At 64.6% G+C, this 18,112-nt stretch carries 15 protein-coding genes; 10 read left to right on the forward strand and 5 right to left on the reverse strand.

Annotated elements, in window-relative coordinates:
* Positions 1 to 137: 137 nt before the first annotated feature.
* Positions 138 to 3,749, forward strand: a complete 3,612-nt coding sequence (gene putA, locus NKH91_RS11210) for a bifunctional proline dehydrogenase/L-glutamate gamma-semialdehyde dehydrogenase PutA (protein WP_352885433.1) — start codon at positions 138 to 140, stop codon at positions 3,747 to 3,749.
* A gap of 61 nt (positions 3,750 to 3,810) precedes the next feature.
* On the opposite strand, the gene NKH91_RS11215 is transcribed toward putA, so the two are convergent.
* From NKH91_RS11215 to NKH91_RS11225, 3 genes are read right to left on the reverse strand one after another with little or no spacing between them, the layout of a single operon-like run.
* The gene (locus tag NKH91_RS11215; RefSeq protein WP_352844307.1) at positions 3,811 to 5,097 is read right to left on the reverse strand and encodes an energy transducer TonB family protein; all 1,287 of its coding nucleotides are present in this window, start codon (positions 5,095 to 5,097) and stop codon (positions 3,811 to 3,813) included.
* A gap of 47 nt (positions 5,098 to 5,144) precedes the next feature.
* Positions 5,145 to 5,579, reverse strand: coding sequence for a hypothetical protein (locus tag NKH91_RS11220; protein WP_031194295.1), 435 nt, complete (start codon positions 5,577 to 5,579; stop codon positions 5,145 to 5,147).
* A 2-nt stretch (positions 5,580 to 5,581) separates the two neighbouring features.
* Complete coding sequence (locus tag NKH91_RS11225) at positions 5,582 to 7,795, reverse strand: TonB-dependent hemoglobin/transferrin/lactoferrin family receptor (RefSeq protein WP_502898981.1); 2,214 nt, start codon at positions 7,793 to 7,795, stop codon at positions 5,582 to 5,584.
* A gap of 201 nt (positions 7,796 to 7,996) precedes the next feature.
* Between NKH91_RS11225 and hemP the strand changes: the two genes are divergently transcribed.
* From hemP to NKH91_RS11250, 5 genes are all read left to right on the forward strand, one after another.
* Positions 7,997 to 8,203, forward strand: a complete 207-nt coding sequence (gene hemP / locus NKH91_RS11230) for a hemin uptake protein HemP (protein ID WP_023720005.1) — start codon at positions 7,997 to 7,999, stop codon at positions 8,201 to 8,203.
* A 9-nt stretch (positions 8,204 to 8,212) separates the two neighbouring features.
* On the forward strand, positions 8,213 to 9,274 hold the full coding sequence (locus NKH91_RS11235; protein WP_352844303.1) for a hemin-degrading factor: 1,062 nt from the start codon (positions 8,213 to 8,215) through the stop codon (positions 9,272 to 9,274).
* 10 nt (positions 9,275 to 9,284) lie between these two features.
* Entirely contained in the window at positions 9,285 to 10,187 is a 903-nt protein-coding gene (locus tag NKH91_RS11240) for a heme/hemin ABC transporter substrate-binding protein (protein ID WP_352885431.1), read from the forward strand.
* A gap of 5 nt (positions 10,188 to 10,192) precedes the next feature.
* Positions 10,193 to 11,296 carry a FecCD family ABC transporter permease gene (locus NKH91_RS11245; RefSeq protein WP_352844301.1) on the forward strand — a complete coding sequence of 368 codons (1,104 nt, stop codon included), beginning with the start codon at positions 10,193 to 10,195 and terminating at the stop codon, positions 11,294 to 11,296.
* Positions 11,297 to 11,451: 155 nt separating this feature from the next.
* Entirely contained in the window at positions 11,452 to 12,240 is a 789-nt protein-coding gene (locus NKH91_RS11250) for a heme ABC transporter ATP-binding protein (RefSeq protein ID WP_352844299.1), read from the forward strand.
* Positions 12,241 to 12,253: 13 nt separating this feature from the next.
* Here NKH91_RS11250 and rirA read toward each other — a convergent pair whose 3' ends face one another.
* Entirely contained in the window at positions 12,254 to 12,715 is a 462-nt protein-coding gene (gene rirA, locus NKH91_RS11255) for an iron-responsive transcriptional regulator RirA (protein ID WP_023720010.1), read from the reverse strand.
* Between the two features lie 191 nt (positions 12,716 to 12,906).
* On the opposite strand from rirA, the gene NKH91_RS11260 reads away from it, so the two are divergent.
* The 3 genes from NKH91_RS11260 (at position 12,907) to NKH91_RS11270 (ending at position 15,360) form a co-directional block, all read left to right on the forward strand.
* Positions 12,907 to 14,211, forward strand: a complete 1,305-nt coding sequence (locus tag NKH91_RS11260) for a DUF445 domain-containing protein (protein WP_023720011.1) — start codon at positions 12,907 to 12,909, stop codon at positions 14,209 to 14,211.
* Between the two features lie 84 nt (positions 14,212 to 14,295).
* Positions 14,296 to 14,724 carry a phasin family protein gene (locus NKH91_RS11265; protein WP_023720012.1) on the forward strand — a complete coding sequence of 143 codons (429 nt, stop codon included), beginning with the start codon at positions 14,296 to 14,298 and terminating at the stop codon, positions 14,722 to 14,724.
* A 138-nt stretch (positions 14,725 to 14,862) separates the two neighbouring features.
* Positions 14,863 to 15,360 carry a MaoC family dehydratase gene (locus NKH91_RS11270; RefSeq protein WP_023720013.1) on the forward strand — a complete coding sequence of 166 codons (498 nt, stop codon included), beginning with the start codon at positions 14,863 to 14,865 and terminating at the stop codon, positions 15,358 to 15,360.
* 245 nt (positions 15,361 to 15,605) lie between these two features.
* Here NKH91_RS11270 and NKH91_RS11275 read toward each other — a convergent pair whose 3' ends face one another.
* Positions 15,606 to 17,009: an aminotransferase-like domain-containing protein gene (locus tag NKH91_RS11275; protein ID WP_352484216.1), complete on the reverse strand. Its 1,404-nt coding sequence runs from the start codon at positions 17,007 to 17,009 to the stop codon at positions 15,606 to 15,608.
* Positions 17,010 to 17,113: 104 nt separating this feature from the next.
* Between NKH91_RS11275 and NKH91_RS11280 the strand changes: the two genes are divergently transcribed.
* Complete coding sequence (locus tag NKH91_RS11280; RefSeq protein ID WP_352844297.1) at positions 17,114 to 18,007, forward strand: DMT family transporter; 894 nt, start codon at positions 17,114 to 17,116, stop codon at positions 18,005 to 18,007.
* Positions 18,008 to 18,112: the final 105 nt, after the last annotated feature.

Here is an 18,112-nt window from a genome sequence, read left to right on the forward strand (position 1 = left end):
ATTGGCCATAATGATAGATCAATCGACCTGCCCTGTCGATTTCTTTGGACCGGACGAAATCCCTACTTATGTTAGCTTGCGCCATTCGGTCCGGTGACCGCCGGCCCGCTCCCTTATGCTCGCTCTACAGGACCGCCATGCCAGCGCTCGACACCATCCGCCAGCAAATCCGTGCCAATTATTTGCCCGACGAAGACCAGGCGGTGAAGCGGCTGGCCGAGGCGGCCGGGCTGTCCGTGCACGATCGCAAGGCGATTTCGGCCCGTGCCGCCGATCTGGTGCGGGCGGTGCGCGGCTCGTCCGATCCGCGGCTGATGGAAGTGTTCCTGTCCGCCTACGGCCTCTCGACCAAGGAGGGCGTGGCGCTGATGTGCCTGGCCGAAGCGCTGCTGCGGGTGCCCGACACCGAGACGATGGACGACCTCATCGCCGACAAGATTGCGCCGCACGACTGGTCGGCGCATTCGGGCGGTTCGAGCTCGATCTTCATCAATGCATCGACCTGGGCGCTGATGCTGACCGGCCGCGTGCTCGACGAAGGCGAGGGCGGCATCGAAGGCACGCTACGCGCCATGGTGCGCCGGCTGGGCGAGCCGGTCATCCGCAAGGCAGTCGCCGCCGCGATGCGCGAGATGGGCGAGCAGTTCGTGCTCGGCCGCACCATCGCCGAGGCCGTCAGGCGCGGCCGGCCGATGACGCAGAAGGGCTATCTCTATTCCTTCGACATGCTGGGCGAAGCGGCCCGCACCGAGGCCGACGCGCTGCGCTATCTCAAGGCCTATGCCGACGCCATCTCTTCGCTCGATGCCGGCGCCAACGGCCCCGACATCCGCCAGAACCACGGTATTTCGGTCAAGCTGTCGGCGCTGCATCCGCGCTATGAAGTGACCCAGAAAGAAAAGATGCTGCCCGTGATGGCCGAGCGGCTGTTGTCGCTGGCGCTGGCGGCGCGCCATTCGCGCATGGGGCTCAACATCGACGCCGAGGAAGCCGACCGCCTCGATTTGTCGCTCGACGTCATCGAGCGGGTGCTGGCCGAGCCGGAGCTTGCCGGCTGGAACGGTTTTGGCGTCGTCGTCCAGGCCTATGGACCGCGCGCCGCCTTCGTCATCGACTGGCTCTACGCTCTGGCCAGGAAATACGACCGCAGCATCATGGTGCGGCTGGTCAAGGGCGCCTATTGGGACACCGAGATCAAGCGGGCGCAGACGCTCGGGCTCGACGGCTATCCGGTCTTTACCCGCAAGGCCAACACCGACGTCTCCTACCTGGCCTGCGCGAAGAAGCTGTTGTCGATGACCGACCGTATCTATCCGCAATTCGCCACTCACAATGCCCACACCGTCGCCGCCATCCTGTCGATGACGACGGAGCGCGATAGATTCGAGTTCCAGCGCCTGCACGGCATGGGCGAAGCGCTGCATGAGACGGTGCGGCGGGCCGAAGGCACGCGCTGCCGCATCTATGCGCCGGTCGGCGCGCATTCCGACCTGCTCGCCTACCTGGTCCGCCGGCTGCTGGAGAACGGCGCCAATTCCTCCTTTGTCCACCAGCTCACCGACGAGGAGGTCGAGCCCGAGGACATTGCCCGCGACCCGCTCGAAACAGTGGAGAAACAAGGCCCCGCCGCCAATCCGGCGATCGTGCCGCCGTCGGCGATCTTTGGCCCCGGCCGGCGCAACTCCAAGGGTTTCGATATCACTGACACGCTGATGCTGGCGGCGATCGACAAGGCCAGGGCCGAGTTCGCCGGGCCGGAGCGCTGGCACGCCAAGCCGGTCAGCCGCGCCGCCGGCTACGGCAAGCAGCGTCCGGTGGTCAATCCGGCAAAACCTTCGGAAGTGGTCGGCACGGTCAGCGAGGCCGGCGCCAAGCAGGTCGAGACCGCCGTGCGCATCGCCGTCGAGGCACAACCGGCATGGGCAAGACACCCCGTCGCCGAGCGCGCCGCCATCCTCAACCGGGCGGCCGATCTCTATGAGGCGAACGCCGTCGAGTTCTTTGCGCTCGCCGCCCGCGAGGCCGGCAAGTCGCTGGCCGACGGCGTTGCCGAGGTGCGCGAGGCGGTCGATTTCCTGCGCTACTATGCGGCCGAGGCCGCCAATGCCGAGGCGGGCACCGAGGCGCGCGGCGCCATCGCCTGCATCTCGCCGTGGAATTTTCCGCTCGCCATCTTCACCGGGCAGATCGCGGCGGCACTCGTCACCGGCAATTCCGTGATCGCCAAGCCGGCCGAGCAGACGCCGCTGATCGCTTTCCGCGCTGTCCAACTGCTGCGCGAGGCCGGCGTACCGGAAGACGTCATCCAGCTTCTGCCCGGCGACGGTCCCTCGGTCGGCGGCCCGCTGACCGCCGATCCGCGCATTGCCGGCGTCTGCTTCACCGGCTCGACCGATGTCGCCAAACTGATCGAAAAGCAGCTAGCCGAGACCGCCGCGCCCGACGCCATGCTGATCGCCGAAACCGGCGGCCTGAACGCCATGATCGTCGATTCCACGGCGCTGCCTGAACAGGCGGTGCGCGATATCCTGGCCTCCGCCTTCCAGAGTGCCGGCCAGCGCTGCTCGGCACTGCGCATTCTCTACGTGCAGAAGGACGTCGAGAAGAAGATGCTGGAGATGCTGAAAGGCGCTATGGAAGCGCTCAGCCTCGGCGACCCCTGGCGGATCTCGACCGATGTCGGCCCGGTCATCGACGACGAGGCACAAGCGTCGATCCGCGACTATTGCACGAAAATGGGCCTGCAGGGCCGGCTGATCGCCAAGCTCGAAGCGCCGAAGGACGGCCGCTTCGTCGCGCCGCACGTCTTTCGGGTCAAGAGCATCGAGGAGTTGGAACGCGAGGTGTTCGGCCCGGTGCTGCACGTCGCCACCTTCGATGCCGACGAGATCGATGCGGTGATCGCCGCGATCAACCGCAAGGGCTACGGCCTGACCTTCGGCCTGCACACCCGCATCGAAGGCCGCGCGCAGCATTTCGTCGACGGCATCCATGCTGGCAACATCTACGTCAACCGCAACCAGATCGGCGCCGTCGTCGGGGCGCAGCCCTTCGGCGGCGAGGGGCTTTCCGGCACCGGACCGAAGGCGGGCGGGCCACATTATCTCCGGCGCTTCCGCAAGGGGCCGGAGGCCGGCACCCATCTTGCCGAAGGCCGCAAGGTGACGGCGACCGAGCTCGCCGACAATCTGCCGGACCCGGCCTTTGGCGGCTGGTCGACGCGGCCGGATCGCGTCGCCATCCTGAGGAAACATCTGCGCGGCAAGGGTGCCGCGGCCATCGGTGCCGCCGCCGGCATCGATTTCGGCCAGGTCGACCTGCCCGGGCCGACCGGCGAGGCCAACACGCTGTCGCTGTCGCCGCGCGGGCGCGTGCTGTGCCTCGGTCCCGACGCGGATACCCTGCTTGCGCAGACGATCCAGGCGCTGGCCGCCGGCAATGCCGTGCTCGCCGTCGCACCTGGCGCGCCTGCGGCACTGTCGGCGCTGACCGGCAAGGGCCTGCCGCTGGCGGCGATCGACGGCCGTCCGGACCCGGTCGAAGCGCGCTCGCTGCGGGTCGATGTCGTCGCCTTTTCCGGTACGCCCGAGGCCGCGCGCATCGTGCGCAAGGTCATCGCCGACCGCGCCGGCCCGATCGTACCGCTGGTCAGCGAAGTGTATTATCCGGCCGCCTATGCGCACGAGCGCGCCGTCTGCGTCGACACCACGGCGGCGGGCGGCAATGCCAGCCTGCTGGCCGCGGCATAGGGTTTCGCCAGGGCTCGCTCATCGCGGGCAGGGCGGCGCCGACTCTGCGTGGGGACGGTCGCTACCTGATACCGAGCGGCACCTCGAACTGCCAGGCCGAGCGACCGGCTCCGTCTGGAATCGGGGGAAACGGAGAAGCCCGGCGGACCGCGTCGAGAGCGGCCTTGTCCAGCGCGGCAACGCCTGAACTGCCCGTCAGCCTGGCCGACCGGACGCTGCCGTTCGAACCGACGGTAAAGGCAACCGTGGCTGTGCCCGTGGCGCGCGTGCGTGTCGAATTGAAGGCCCGCACCAGCTTTGATCGGATCTTGCCGGGGTAGTTTGTGACGGCTGCATTGCCGATGCCGGACTTGCCGCCCCTGCTGGCAGTCAGGATCTTGCCGTCCTTCTTGCCGTCGGCCGTGCCGCGCGCGACATCCATTTCGTCACGGCCGCCGGAGCCGGTCTTTTTCTTCTTGGAATCGGCTTTGGCAAGTGCCTTGCCCGCCTTCTTGCGCGAGACCGGCTTTTCAGGCTCGTTTGGTTCAGCTTTCCTGGCCGGCTTGTTCTTTGCGGTTGCCTTCTTCGGCTGCTTGGGCTTCGGCCTTTCCGGCTTCGGTTCTTCCGCCGCGACGACGGTCTCGACCGTCTGAACCGGTTCGGCCGGCGCCGGGTCGGCTGGTGCCGGAGCACTCGTCTCGGCAGGATCGGCCCTTTCGACCGTGCTGACTGGCGGCGGCACGGCATTGTCGTCAGTGGGCACCAGCCTGTCGGTCGCGAGAATGTCGGGCGATGGATCCGGGCGCGCCGGCTCGACAGGCTGGGCAGGCGCGGGCTCGGGGCGATCGGCAAGAGGAGCAGTTTCCGTGACGGCCTCGCTAACCGGCTCGACCACATCTTTTTCCGATGCTTCCGCCACATCGGTGACCGGCTGGAGCGCCTCCTCTGCCGCGGTTGCCTGCGCCTCGACCGTTTCGACGGGCTTGGCGTCGAGCATGGTCACCATCGTTACGTTGGTCACTTCCGGGTCGTCTCCGACATCGCCGGCCGCCTGCTGCGGATCGGCGCCGAGCAGCATTTCGCCTTGCTGGTCGGCACCTTCGATGCTTGGCCTGTCGTCCGGCAGGGTGAGAAAGGCCAGCGCCACCGCTGCGTGAAATGCGCAAGAGCAGGCGATCGCCACCGTCCAGTTGTGGCGCCGCTGCATCTGTCGTGCCTGCCGCAATGGCTCCGCCGGCACCGCAGTCAATTCGCCGTCGGCATCGGCGATGCAACTGTCTTCCGGTCTGTCGCGCGGCGAAACATGCAGCACCCCGCGAGGGATGGCGAAATCGGGATCGTCCGGTTCCGGCGGCAGGAAACCGGCCAATGGCCACGCCAGGGTGTTTCGCGCGAATGCCGGTTCCAGTCCCAAATTCAGACCCCGAAGGCGATGCCGGTCCTGGTCTGCGTCTTCAGCCCGCGCATGCAGGCATTCGGCTCGGCGCCGGCGCATTCCGTGGCGCTGTTGATCAACACGCGGCTGACCTTGCCGCAATCGGTGCCGGCAAGGTCGAAACGCGTCACCTTGGTCTTGCCTGCAGGCAGCTCCTTGAAATCGAGCACGGTCAGCCGGTCGACGACGCCGGCCTCGTTGAACAACGCGATCTCGAACGCCGCCTTGGAAAGACCGGCGCCGAGATTGTTGGTGACCACGAAGGTTAGGCGGCAGCCCTTGTCGGATGGCTGCGCGCCGTTCAGCTCGAGGATCAGCGCCGGCGCTTGCTGCTGTGTCCATGCCGGAGCCGCCGCAAGCGACATAGCCACCGCCGCGGCCAACAGACGAAGGGATGCTGTCACGCCTTGCCTCATCGTCAGCCTCCAAACCGCATGGTCGCCGCCAGCTTCAGGGTGACGCCGGGCTCGTAGACGATACTCGTGGTCGACGCGTTCAGTGGGTTGGCGTATTTGACGTCGAACAGATTGTCGGCGCGGAAATCGACCTTGAAATTGTCGGTCGCCTGGTAGCTGGCGAAGGCATTGACCAGCGTATAGTCCTTGGCCACCGCGTTGCCCTGCGGCTTGCCGTTGTATTGCACCTCGCCGCCGACAGTCAGCCTGTCCTCGAGGAAGCGAAAGCCGAGTTGCCCGGTGACCTGGGAGGAGGGGACGGTGACAAGGTCCGCCCGATCGCCTTCATAGGAAATCGTGTGGCCATCGGTGAACGACGCCGAAAGCCCGGCAAAGCCCCAGGCTGCGTCATAGACGCCCTCCATCTCGAAGCCGTGGATCTTGGCCTTGGCGAAATTCTGATACTGGAAGCAGATCGGGATGCCCGGACCGAACGGGCAGCCGCTGGTCGGGTCGAACGCCGATAGCGTCACGCCGTCGATGTAATCGTCGACATTGTTGTTGAAATAGGCCGCCTTCAGCCGCAGCGCGTCGTCGGCCTCGATGACGCCGTTGGTGCTGTAGTTGACGCCAAACTCCACGGTCTTGCCGGTTTCGGGCTTGAGATTGGGATTGGGGAGGAACGGGAAGCTGACGCCTGCCGGATGATTGCCGCTGATCAGGGTCTCCGATAGCGAAGGGGAACGGTAGCCTTCTGCGTAAGTGCCGTAGAATTGCAGGCCGGAAAGGCTGGCGCTTGCGAAGGGCGAAATGCCCACTGTGATGCGTGGCGACAGCCGGTCGCCAGAGGTTTCGCCGACATCGCTGTCTAGCTTGTAGCTGTCGTAACGCAGCCCGGCGATGACCTCGAGCCAGTCCCAGGTGAGCTTGTCCTGGACGTATGCGCCGGAGACGTTTCTATCGCCCGAGGGCGTGTAGAAACTGTCGCCGCCCGCCGTGCCGCCTGTCTCGACATCGTCGCCAACCCAGTCGCCGCCATAGGTCAGCTCATGCGCGATCCCAACGGTCTCGAATCTCGACGTGTTCCAGATGTCGATGCCGGAGGTGCCGATGTCGAACATCGATTTCGAACCCGCCGGCAAAACCACGGGCAGACCGGTGACCGGATCAAACCGGTTTTGCGCCACAAGGGTCGTCAGATCGAGCTTGGTCTTGTTGTAAGAGGCGTTGATGTGGAGATCGAGCCAGCTCGTGTCTTCGTCGGTGATGTTGTAGCGGGCCGTGAAGGTATTCGCCTTCAGGTCGGCGTCGTTCACCGGCGCGCTGCCGCTGGTCTCGGTCCATCCGTCGTTCGAGCCGATCCAACCGAGCTTCAGCTCGCTGTTTTCGCTGGGGCGGATGGTCGTCTTGAGGAGGCCGCTCAAGACGTCGAAGCCAGTGCCCGCTACAGTGTCGCCGCCGCCATGCTTGTAGTCGTCATAGTCGCGGTAGACGATGTTGCCGAGCACGTCCCAGTTCTCGTTTATCCGGTAGGCGCCGGTGGCGCTGGTGGTCCAGCCTTCACCGTTGGTTTCGTAACGCCCGGTCGCGGATGCCGCCCAGGTCTCGTCGGGCTTGAGGAAATCCTGAGCATCCTTGGTATCGAAAAAGACGACGCCGCCGATCGCCCCGGAGCCGTAGGTATTGGCGACCGGACCGCGGATCACGTCGACGGATTTGATCAATTCGGGATCGATGTAGAAGGTCGATTGCGTGCCGTGATCCGAGCGCTGGAAATTCTGGCGGGCACCGTCGACGATGACGGAGACGCGGCCGAAGTCCTGCAGGCCGCGGATGTTGATGCTGGAGCTGACACGCCTTGCGTCGGCCTGGACGGCGACACCCGGCACACCGAACAGCATGTCGTTGGGCGTCGTCGCCATGCGGCGCTCTAGCTGCTCCTCGTCGACATGGCTGGCTGAAGCAAGCGACTCGATCGCCGTCTCGCCGGTGCGGCTGAGGATCAGGATCTTGTCGAGCAGCGTGGCACCCGCCGGGGCGGGCTTTGCCTGTTCTGGCGGTTGAGACGGGTCAGTCTGCTGCTGGTCGGCTGCCGGTTGGGCAGCCGGCTGGGCGCCGGCCGGTGCGGCGAGCAGCGGGATCGCCGCCGCGCCGGCCAGCAACGCGGCCATTTTGCTTGTCATAGAACAGTGTGCCAGGCCGCTGCCCACCGGCCGTCCCCAATTCGCCAACCCCATGCTGCAACTCCAAGAATCCATGTTCGATGCTGGCTGGCTTGGGGCTCGCTGGCATTTTTCATCGCGTCCGGCGTCTTAAATGTTGACTCATTTACTCCGGTATTGCACTGCTAGATAACATGACCATTCGAGTCAAGAATTGAATCGGCATTTCACGCCGGCGCCGAGCCAGATGCCCGGCACAGAACAGGGAGCGAACCCATGAACACGCACAATCCCAGCGACTTTCGCTATCGCGTCCGCCGTTCCGACGAAAATTCCGTCCGTTTCGAACGGGTCCAATCGGCCGTGAGAACGCTGTCCAGCAACACGCTGTTCCAGGGCGAGCACGAGATCGGCATCGAACATCACGGTGCGCTGTATCGGCTGAAGATCACCCGGCAGGGCAAGCTCATCCTCAACAAGTAGGTGGTGGAAATGGACCAGCGCGTAAAACCCGCCCCGCACGAGATCCGACGGGCACGGGTAGACAATCCGAAGATGCGCGAGCGCGACCTCGCCGCCCAACTCGGTATTTCGGAGGCCGAACTGGTCGCCGCGCATTGCGGCGACGGGGTCGTGCGGGTCGAGCCGCGTGTCAACGACGTTTTGACTGGTCTCGAAGCTGTCGGTGAGGTGATGGCGCTGACCCGCAACGAAAGCGCGGTGCACGAGAAGATCGGCGTCTACGACAAGGTCGTCACCGGCAATCACAATGCCATGGTGCTCGGCGAAGACATCGACCTGCGCATCTTCCCGAAAGTCTGGGCGCACGGCTTTGCGGTGGAAAAGCGCGACGGCGCCGACATCCGACGCAGCCTGCAGTTCTTCGACGCCGCAGGCGAGGCGATGCACAAGGTGCATCTCAGGCCCGCATCCAACCTCTACGCCTATCAGAAGCTGGTGGCCGGGCTGGAATCTCCGAACCAGGAACCGACGGTGGCGATTTCAGCGGGCGCGGCTGACGACGAGATCGAGACTGCGGACAATTCGGCCAGCGTCGAGGATCTGCGCGACCGCTGGAGCCAACTAACCGACGTGCATCAGTTCTTCGGCATGCTGAAGACACTGAAGCTCAGCCGCCGGCAGGCGGTGCGCTTGGTCGGCCAGGATTATGCCTGGCTGGTCGATAACGATGCGGTGAGCGCCATGTTCAACCACGCCGCCGCTGGCGCCATGCCGATCATGTGCTTTGTCGGCAATCGCGGCTGCATCCAGATCCATTCCGGCCCCGTCGCCTCGATCAAGCCGATGGGACCATGGCTCAATGTGCTCGACGAGACCTTCCATCTGCACCTGCGGACCGACCACATCGATGAGGTCTGGGCCGTGCGTAAGCCGACCAAGGACGGCCATGTCACGTCGCTCGAAGTCTATGGCACCGACGGCAAGATGATCATCCAGTTCTTCGGTAAGCGGCATGAGGGCGAAAGCGAGCGCGAAGACTGGCGCTTTCTGGCCGAAAACCTGCCGCGTATCCCAAGCCCGACCGCAGCCTGAGGAAACGATGATGGCTCTTTTCTCCAGGCTGGTCTCCAGGTCGGCGCTTGGTCCTGCGGCCGCTGTTTTCCTGGCGTTCGCCGTGCTGATGCCGGCTCAGGCCGCCGAAGGCATCGCGACTTTTGCCGACCGCTCGAGGATCGTGGCCATCGGCGGCTCGATCACCGAGATCGTCTACGCGCTCGGCGAACAGGATCGCCTTGTCGCGCGCGATTCGACCAGCCGCTATCCGCAAGCGGCGGCGGAACTGCCGGATGTCGGCTACATGCGCCAGCTGTCGCCGGAGGGTGTGCTGTCGGTCAATCCGTCGGGTATATTGGCCCTGCACGGAAGCGGACCGAAGGAAGCCGTCGACGTGCTGAAGAAATCGAGCATCCCGTTCATCGAGGTGCCCGAGCGCTATGATAATCAAGGCATTCTGGAAAAGATCCACATCGTCGGCAAGGCGCTCGGCGTCGAGGCCAAGGCCGATGCCCTGGCAGCCCAGATCGACGCCAAGCTGAAGGCAGCCGAAAAGCAGACCGCCTCGATCAAGGAGCGCAAGCGCATCCTGTTCGTGCTGTCGATGCAGGGCGGCAAGCTGCTTGCCGCCGGCAGCGACACCGCAGCCGACGGCATCATCAAGCTTGCGGGCGGCATCAACGCCATCGACCGCTTTGCCGGCTACAAGCAATTGTCGGACGAGGCAGTCATCACCGCTAGGCCGGACGTGATCCTGATGATGAACAATGCCGGACCGGCCACCGCGGATGACGAATTGTTTTCGAACCCTGTCGTGGCTTCGACGCCGGCGGGTGCCGCCCGCAAGCTGATCCGCATGGACGGCGGCTATCTGCTCGGCTTCGGCCCGCGCACGGCCGACGCTATCCACGATCTCGCCGTCTCGCTCTATGGCGGCCAGGTCACGGATTGAGCGCGATGGCCGATCATTCGATCGCTGATGCGGCGGGCATCATGGCGACGGCAGCCGAGGGTGACCGTTCGCGGCGCGCCCGCCTCGTCATCGTGCTGCTCTGCGTCGGGCTGGCTATCGCCGTGCTGTTGTCACTGACCTCCGGCGCATCCGATGCCTCGGCCATCGGCGTCATGCACGACTGGCTGTTCGGCGCGTTGCCCGGCGACGCGGCATTGAGCGCCCGCGACCATGTGATCATCCATGACATCCGTCTGCCGCGCGTCATTCTGGGCGTACTGGTCGGCGCATCGCTTGCCGTCTCCGGTGCCGTCATGCAGGGTTTGTTCCGCAATCCGCTGGCCGACCCCGGCCTGATCGGCGTTTCGGCCGGATCGAGCCTCGGTGCGGTCGCCGTCATCGTGCTTGGCTCGACCATGCTGGCGCCGCTGACCTCGGCGCTCGGCACGCTGGCTCTGCCGCTGGCTGCGTTCTGCGGCGGGCTGGCGACGACATTGCTGCTCTATCAGGTCGCGACACGGCAAGGCCGGACCTCGGTCGCCACCATGCTGCTCGCCGGCATCGCGCTGGCGGCGCTTGCCATGGCGCTGACCGGCATCCTGATCTTCATGGCCGACGACCGGCAATTGCGCGACCTGACCTTTTGGCAGCTCGGCTCGCTGGGCGGCGCAACCTGGCAGAAGATCGGCTCCGTCGGGCCGATCATCGTGCTGGCGCTGGCGGCAATGCCGTTCCTGGCGCGCGGCCTCAACGCGCTGGCGCTTGGCGAGGCGACGGCCGGCCATCTCGGCATTCCGGTGCAGCGGCTGAAATACACCGCGATCGTCGGCGTCTCGGCAGCGGTCGGCGCGTCGGTCGCCGTCAGCGGCGGCATCGGTTTTGTCGGCATCGTCGTGCCGCATTTGCTGCGCCTGCTGATCGGCCCCGACAACCGTTACCTGCTGCCGGCATCGGCGCTGCTCGGCGCCGCGCTGCTGCTGTTGGCCGACGCCGTTGCCCGCAACATCGTTGCCCCGGCCGAATTGCCGATTGGGATCGTCACCGCGGTCGCCGGTGCCCCGTTCTTCCTGTGGATACTGCTGCGTAAGCGCGGCGTCATCGACCTGTGAGAGACCGTTTGGAAACTCTACTCTGGCGGCCATCTGATGGCGTTTTCTGCGCTTCCGGTGCTCACGGACCCAAATGTCCGCTCCGCTCCGGTTCTCGAAACCACCACCATATGACTCGCCAGAGCAAATTTCGAAACAGTCTCTAAGAGGGTTTTATGATCGAAGCGCGCGATGTCTCGGTGGCGATCGGCGGCAAGCGCATTGTCGCCAATGTCGATTTCGAGGCGCGGCCGGGCGAAATCGCGGCCATTGTCGGCCCCAACGGTTCGGGCAAGACGACCTTCCTCAGAGCACTGTCCGGCGATCTTGGCTATTCGGGAGAGGTCACCATCAACGGCCGCAATCTATCGGCGATGAATCCGGTCGAGGCGGCGACGGTGCGCGCGGTGCTGCCGCAGGCGACGACGCTGTCCTTCCCGTTCACTGTGCGTGAGATCGTCAGGCTGGGCCTGGTCGGCGGGCGCTCCGGCGCGCTGCCCGGCGAGGACCAGCGCCTGCCCGAACGCGCGCTGGCGCGCGTCGACCTCGACGGTTTTGCCGGCCGCTTCTACCAGGAATTGTCCGGCGGCGAGCAGCAGCGCGTGCAGCTTGCCCGCGTACTCTGCCAGGTCTGGGCGCCGGTGCTCGACGGCAAGCCGCGCTATTTGTTCCTCGATGAGCCGGTGTCCAGCCTCGACATCAAACACCAGCTGATCATCATGGACATCGCGCGTGATTTCGCCAGACGGGGCGGCGGCGTGGTCGCCATCCTGCACGACCTCAATTTGACGGCGATGTATGCCGACCGGATTTTCGTCATGCATCGCGGCAGGCTCGCCGCTACAGGTTCGCCGCAACAGGTACTCAGCGACGAGCTGATCGAAAAGGTCTTCGATTGCCGGCTGAAGGTCGGCGTGTTGCCGGCAGGAAACATGCCGTTCGTTTTGCCGCAATCGGCAGCTTAGGCAATCAGAAAAATCAGGCGGCCGGCGCCCGTTGCACCAGCATGTCGATGCCGAGCAGGTGTCGCACATTCGGGCGCGCCGCCACCAGATCGGCGATCGTGTAGCGCGACAGCACGGCGAAGAAGGCGTTGAGCGCTTCGCGCAATGCCGAATTCAAGGCGCAGCTGTCGACCAGCGGGCATTCGGCGGCGTCGTTCTCGAAGCACTCGGCCATGGCAAAGCTTTCCTCCGTCACCCGCACGACATCGAACAGGCTGATCGTTTCGGCCGCGCGACCGAGCCTGACGCCGCCATTCCTGCCGCGCACCGTTTCGATCAAGCCGTTTTCGACCAGTGGCTGCAGGATCTTGAACAGGAAAAGTTCCGATACCGAATAGGCGGCGGCGATCTCGGGGATGCGGCTCAGCCGTTCGGTATTGGCGGCGCAATACATCAGAATGCGCATGGCGTAGTTGGTCTGACGGGTAAGCCGCATTGTGTCCTCACATAGCAGTGGTTGGGGTCAATATGGCCTATAGTTTGGAACAATTCCAGACTGGCGCTGCATAATAGATGAATTCAGGCGTCAAGTTTGCATGCGCGATTGCGCGCACCGGGATCAGCGGCGCGCTTTCTGTGGGAAGCGACATTAGATAAGTTCGCATGATCGATCAGGAGCGGCCCACCATGTCACGACCAGCCCCGGTTCTTGCATCCGTCGCGTTCGCCCGGTTCGACACCGACGCCGATGCCAAGCTTTCGGCGCTCAGGCGCACCAAGTTCGCTGCCACCGCAGCACTTGCGTTTTGCGTGCTGATCTTTGCGGCGGCGAAATCGTTCGAGAGCCGGCATGCGTGGTTGGGCTTTGTTGCCGCTTTCGCCGAGGCGGCGACGATCGGCGGGCTGGCCGACTGGTATGCGGTGGTAGCGCTGTTTCGGCGGCCACTCGGCCTGCCGATCCCGCATACGGCTATCATCCCGGAGAACCAGAACCGAATCGCCGACAATCTCGGCCGCTTCATCGAGGTCAATTTCCTGGCGCCGGAGCCGGTGCGCGAAAAGCTCGCCGAAGTCGATTTTTCCGCGCTGGTCGCGGACTGGCTGGCCGACCCGAACCGCGCCGCCGACCTGTCGCGTTTTGTCGGCCGGCTAGTGCCGCAGACGCTGGCGGCGGTCGAGCAATCCGGACTGCGCGGCTTCGTCACCAGCCGTATGCTGGAGCAGATCGAAAAGGTGCCGCTGGCGCCGCTCGCCGCCGAGTTGCTGTCGGCGCTGACTGACGATCGCCGCCACCAGAAACTATTCGACGAGTTCACCAAGGTGGTCGGCCGCTTCTTGAGCGACGAGCAGGCGCTGGCGACGATGCGCGAGAAGATCCGCGAGGAACTGCCGTCGCTGTTCAACCTGTTTCGCGCCGACGCCTATCTGTTGAAGAAGATCGTTGCGTCGGCCGGCTCGCTGCTCGATGAAGTGCGCGCCGATCCGCACCATCCAATGCGCGCCGAATTCGACCTTTTCGTCGCGACTTTCGTCGAGCGGCTGAGGACATCCAAACAATATGCCAGGCGCGCCGAAAAGCTGAAGCGAGATTTCCTCGCCCGGCCGGAACTCAGCGCTCTGGCCGGCGACATGTGGGAGAGCCTGCGGCTGTTCATCGAGCAGGACGCCAAGGCGCCGAATTCGATGATCCGCGACCATCTCGCCACCATGTTCGTCGAGGTCGGCCGCCATCTTGCCGACGACGCGCAGATCAGGGCCGACATGAACCAGGGGTTCATCGTGGCGCTGGCATCCTTCGTCGAAAGCCAGAAGAGCGGCGTGTCCAAATTCATCGCCGACCAGGTCAAGCGCTGGGACCTCGCGCAACTGACAAGGCTGATCGAGATGAACATCGGCAAGGACCTGCAATATATCCGCTTCAACGGCATGATCATCGGTGGCCTTGCCGGGCTCGTGCTCTACACCGCCGAACGGCTGTTTCTCGTCGGCTGACCTCGTCCGAATGGACCGCTGAGCTTCGCTGCACTATCTTCCGTGCAGTGGCGGCGTTCACGGCAACAGGGGGAGAGTACCAGCATGGCAAAACGACCGGATTCCGAGTCCTTTATCGACATGTTCGGCAAGTTCGGCCGCGACCTGAAGCTGCCGAATGTCGATGTCGAGGCGATCCTCGCCCACCACGCCAAGAACCTGGAAGCGCTGGAGAAGTCGGCCAGGGCGAGTGCCGCCGGAGCGTCGGCGCTGTTGTCCAGGCAACGCGAGATGCTACAGGACACGCTGCGCGAAATCACCGACATGGCACAAAACTACAGGGCGCCCGGCAATCCCCAGGAAATGATGCAGAAGCAGGCGGCGTTCGCCAGGAGATCCTTCGAGACCGCGCTGAAGAATGCCGGCGAGATGGCCGAACTGGCGAGGGCGTCCGGCACCGAATCCATCGAAATCCTGCGCAGCCGCATCAAGGAGGCGATGGAGGAGATCCGCGCCGGCCACGACAAGAAATAAGCTGTTCCCCAGCAGCACGCTTGCCGGCGGCGAAGACTGGCGGTTCGCGGCCGAAGATTATGGGCTGGAATCGCACTGGCGAATTGACAGGGGCGGCCCGTCGTGGTCCGGAACAGGCAAGCGATCGGGAAAGCAGGAATGACGCAGATACGGCCCACGACGCCGCCGACCTTCGAGCAACTCAGGGCGATGGCCGGGCAGGAATTAGGCGTCTCGGACTGGACGCTGGTCGATCAGCACCGCATCGACCAGTTTGCCGAATGCACGGGCGATCATCAATGGATCCATGTCGATCCCGAGCGGGCGAAGCGGCAAAGCCCGTTTCGCACCACGATCGCGCATGGCTATCTGACCCTGTCGATCATCGGCGCGCTGGCGCTTGAGATGGGCATCGTACCCGAAAACACGCAGGCCGCTTTCAACTACGGTTTCGACAAAGTGCGTTTCGTGGCGCCAGTCAGGGTCGGCTCGCGAATCAGGCTGCGCACCACGCTGTTGTCGATGGAAGACAAAGGCCCGGGGCAATATCTGATGAAGGCTTCCAATACGGTCGAGATCGAAGGCGAGCAGAGGCCGGCGCTGACCGCCGAGACGCTCGTCATGCTTTACGCACGCCGCAAGCGGGCCGGCACCTGAGAGACCGTTTGGAAACTCTACTCTGGCAGCCATCTGATCGCGTTTTCTGCGCTTCCGGCCTTCGCCGGCCGAAGCACCGATCAGCGGTCGTGGCAGTTAAGGCTACGGCCGGCGTAGGCCGGTGCTCACGGACCTAAATGTCCGCTGCGCTCCGGTTCTCGAAACCACCACCATATGACTCGCCAGAGCGAATTTCGAAACAGTCTCCGAGGACACGGGCTCAGACAGGCGTGCGGCGGTGCAAATCAGCGCGACATCGCCTGTTCAAGCGCCCTGAAAATCCGGTCGTCTCCGGACTGGGCGACGTTGAAGCGCATGAAACGGCTGGCCGACCGAGACAGGCTGAACGCATTGCCGGGCGCAAGCACGACGTTGGCCGACAAAGCGTGACGGGCGACATCCGCGGCATCTATCCCCTCCGGCAGCCTGCACCACAAAAACATGCCGGCCGGCTGATCTATCCATGGCACGATGCCGATGGCCTTCAGGCGGGCGCTGGTTTCTTCCACGGCGCGCGAGAGCCGCGCGCGCAGCAGATCGACGTGCTTGCGATAGAGGCCGTCCTTCAGCAGCGTCAGCACCAGTTCGGATGCAAGCCGCCCGCTGCCAAAGGACGTGGCGATCTTGAGATCGGTCAATCCTTCCATCCAGTCGCGAGGAGCGGCGATGAAGCCGCAGCGCACCGATGCCGAAAGCGTCTTGGAGAAGCTTCCGATATGGATGACCCGGCTGAGACCGTCGAAGGCCGCCAGCCGGGGCGCGGGCGTATGTTCGAAATCGGCGAAGATATCGTCCTCGATAATCGTCAGCCCCGACTGGTCGGCGAGCTTCAGCAGCCGATGGGCGGCGACGGGCGACAATATCGCGCCGGTCGGATTGTGGAGCGCGGAATTGGTGATGTAGAGGCGCGGCCGGTGCTCGTTCAGCGCTTGCGCGAACAGCTCGATGTCCGGCCCCGAGCGTGTGTAGGGAACGCTGATCACCTTGGCCCGATGGGCGCGCAACAGGGCATGGAAGTTGAAATAGCAGGGATCGTCGACCAACACGGTGTCACCCGGTTCGAGCAGAAACCTACACAGCAGGTCGATCGCCTGGGTGCCCGATTCCGTCAGCATGATCTGGTCCGGGGAGGCTTCGATACCGTGCTCGGCCATGCGCCGCGCCAGCAGATGGCGCAGCGCCGGCAAGCCGAGCGGCGTGCCGTAATCGGTCAGCGCGGCATCGTCGGCGCGGGCCATGGTCCGCAGTGCGCGGCGCAATCCGGCCTCGGGCATCCATGCGGCCGGCAACCAGCCGCAACCGGGTTTGAGCACATTGTCGCCAGCTTCCAGCGATTGGCGCGAGACCCACAGCGGGTCGACAGCACGGTCAAGCCTGGGGCCGATCTCGGCCAGTGACAGCGGAGCCAGCGATCCGGCGGCATAGAAACCCGAGCCCGGCCGCGAGCGGATCATGCCTTCCGCCGCAAGACGCTCATAGGCTTCGACCACGGTGGATTTGGAAACCTGCATGGCCTTGGCGAAAGCCCGGATCGAAGGCAGCCGCATTCCCGGTGTCAGGCTGCGCGCGGCGATCCTGTGCCTGATCGTCGCCATGACGGTTTCGACAAGCGTCCGGCTGCCCTCATCTGTTGTCGTCTGCTCGTCCATCCGTACTGCTCAGCCTACCATGACGGTTTTGTCGAACTGTACCTCATTGTCTCTGGCGGAGCCATACGCCCGGCCCGATAGAGGGCGAAACGAGCGGGGCATCGATGGACAAGGCGGTGAGTGGTGGGGCGGCGAGTAGCTGGGCGGCGAGCGGCTGGGTCAACGGGTTCATAGGCGTGCTGATCTTCAGCGGTTCGCTTCCGGCGACGCGCGTGGCGGTGATGGATTTCGATCCGGTGTTCGTGACGGTCGCCCGTGCGGCTTCGGCGGGCATTCTCGGCCTCGCGCTGCTGCTCGTTTTTCGCCAGAAGCGACCGGAGCGGCAAGATCTGTTCTCGCTGGCGATCGTCGCGCTTGGCGTCGTGGTCGGCTTTCCCCTGCTGACGGCGCTGGCGCTCAAGCACATCAATTCGGCTCACTCGATCATTTTCGTCGGCCTGTTGCCGTTGGCGACCGCGATCTTCGGCGTGGTTCGAGGCGGTGATCGCCCGAAACCGGCGTTCTGGCTGTTCTCGTGTCTCGGCAGCGCCCTTGTTGTCGGTTTTGCAGTGACGCAAGGCCTCTCGGTCTCGCCGCTCGGCGACATCTTGATGCTGGCCGCCATCATCGTGTGCGGATTGGGCTATGCCGAAGGAGCGGCGCTGTCGCGCAAGCTCGGCGGCTGGCAGGTGATCTCGTGGGCGCTGGTGCTGTCGCTGCCGGTCATGCTGGCGCTGACGTTCATCACCATGCCGCCGTCGCTCGAAAGTGCCGGCAGGGGCGCGTGGATAGGTTTGGCGTATGTGTCGCTGTTCAGCATGCTGATCGGTTTCGTGTTCTGGTATCGCGGCCTGGCGCAAGGCGGCATCGCCGCGGTCGGGCAGCTGCAACTGGTGCAGCCTTTCTTCGGCCTTGGGCTGGCGGCAGCGCTGCTGCATGAGCAGGTCAGTCCCGCCATGATCGCCGTCACCGCCGCCGTCGTGCTTTGCGTCGTCGGCGCCAAGAGATATGCGAGATAGGTGCCCCGGCGCAGTCTTGAACTCGATACAATCGCGTCCAGTTGAGACCAAGAGCTGCCGACCTGGCGGAACGGCGTCTCCGAGGCGCCGAATCGGCCAGCGTGG

Origin of the sequence: Mesorhizobium sp. M0894, assembly GCF_040319725.1 — a bacterium.
Lineage (GTDB): Bacteria > Pseudomonadota > Alphaproteobacteria > Rhizobiales > Rhizobiaceae > Mesorhizobium.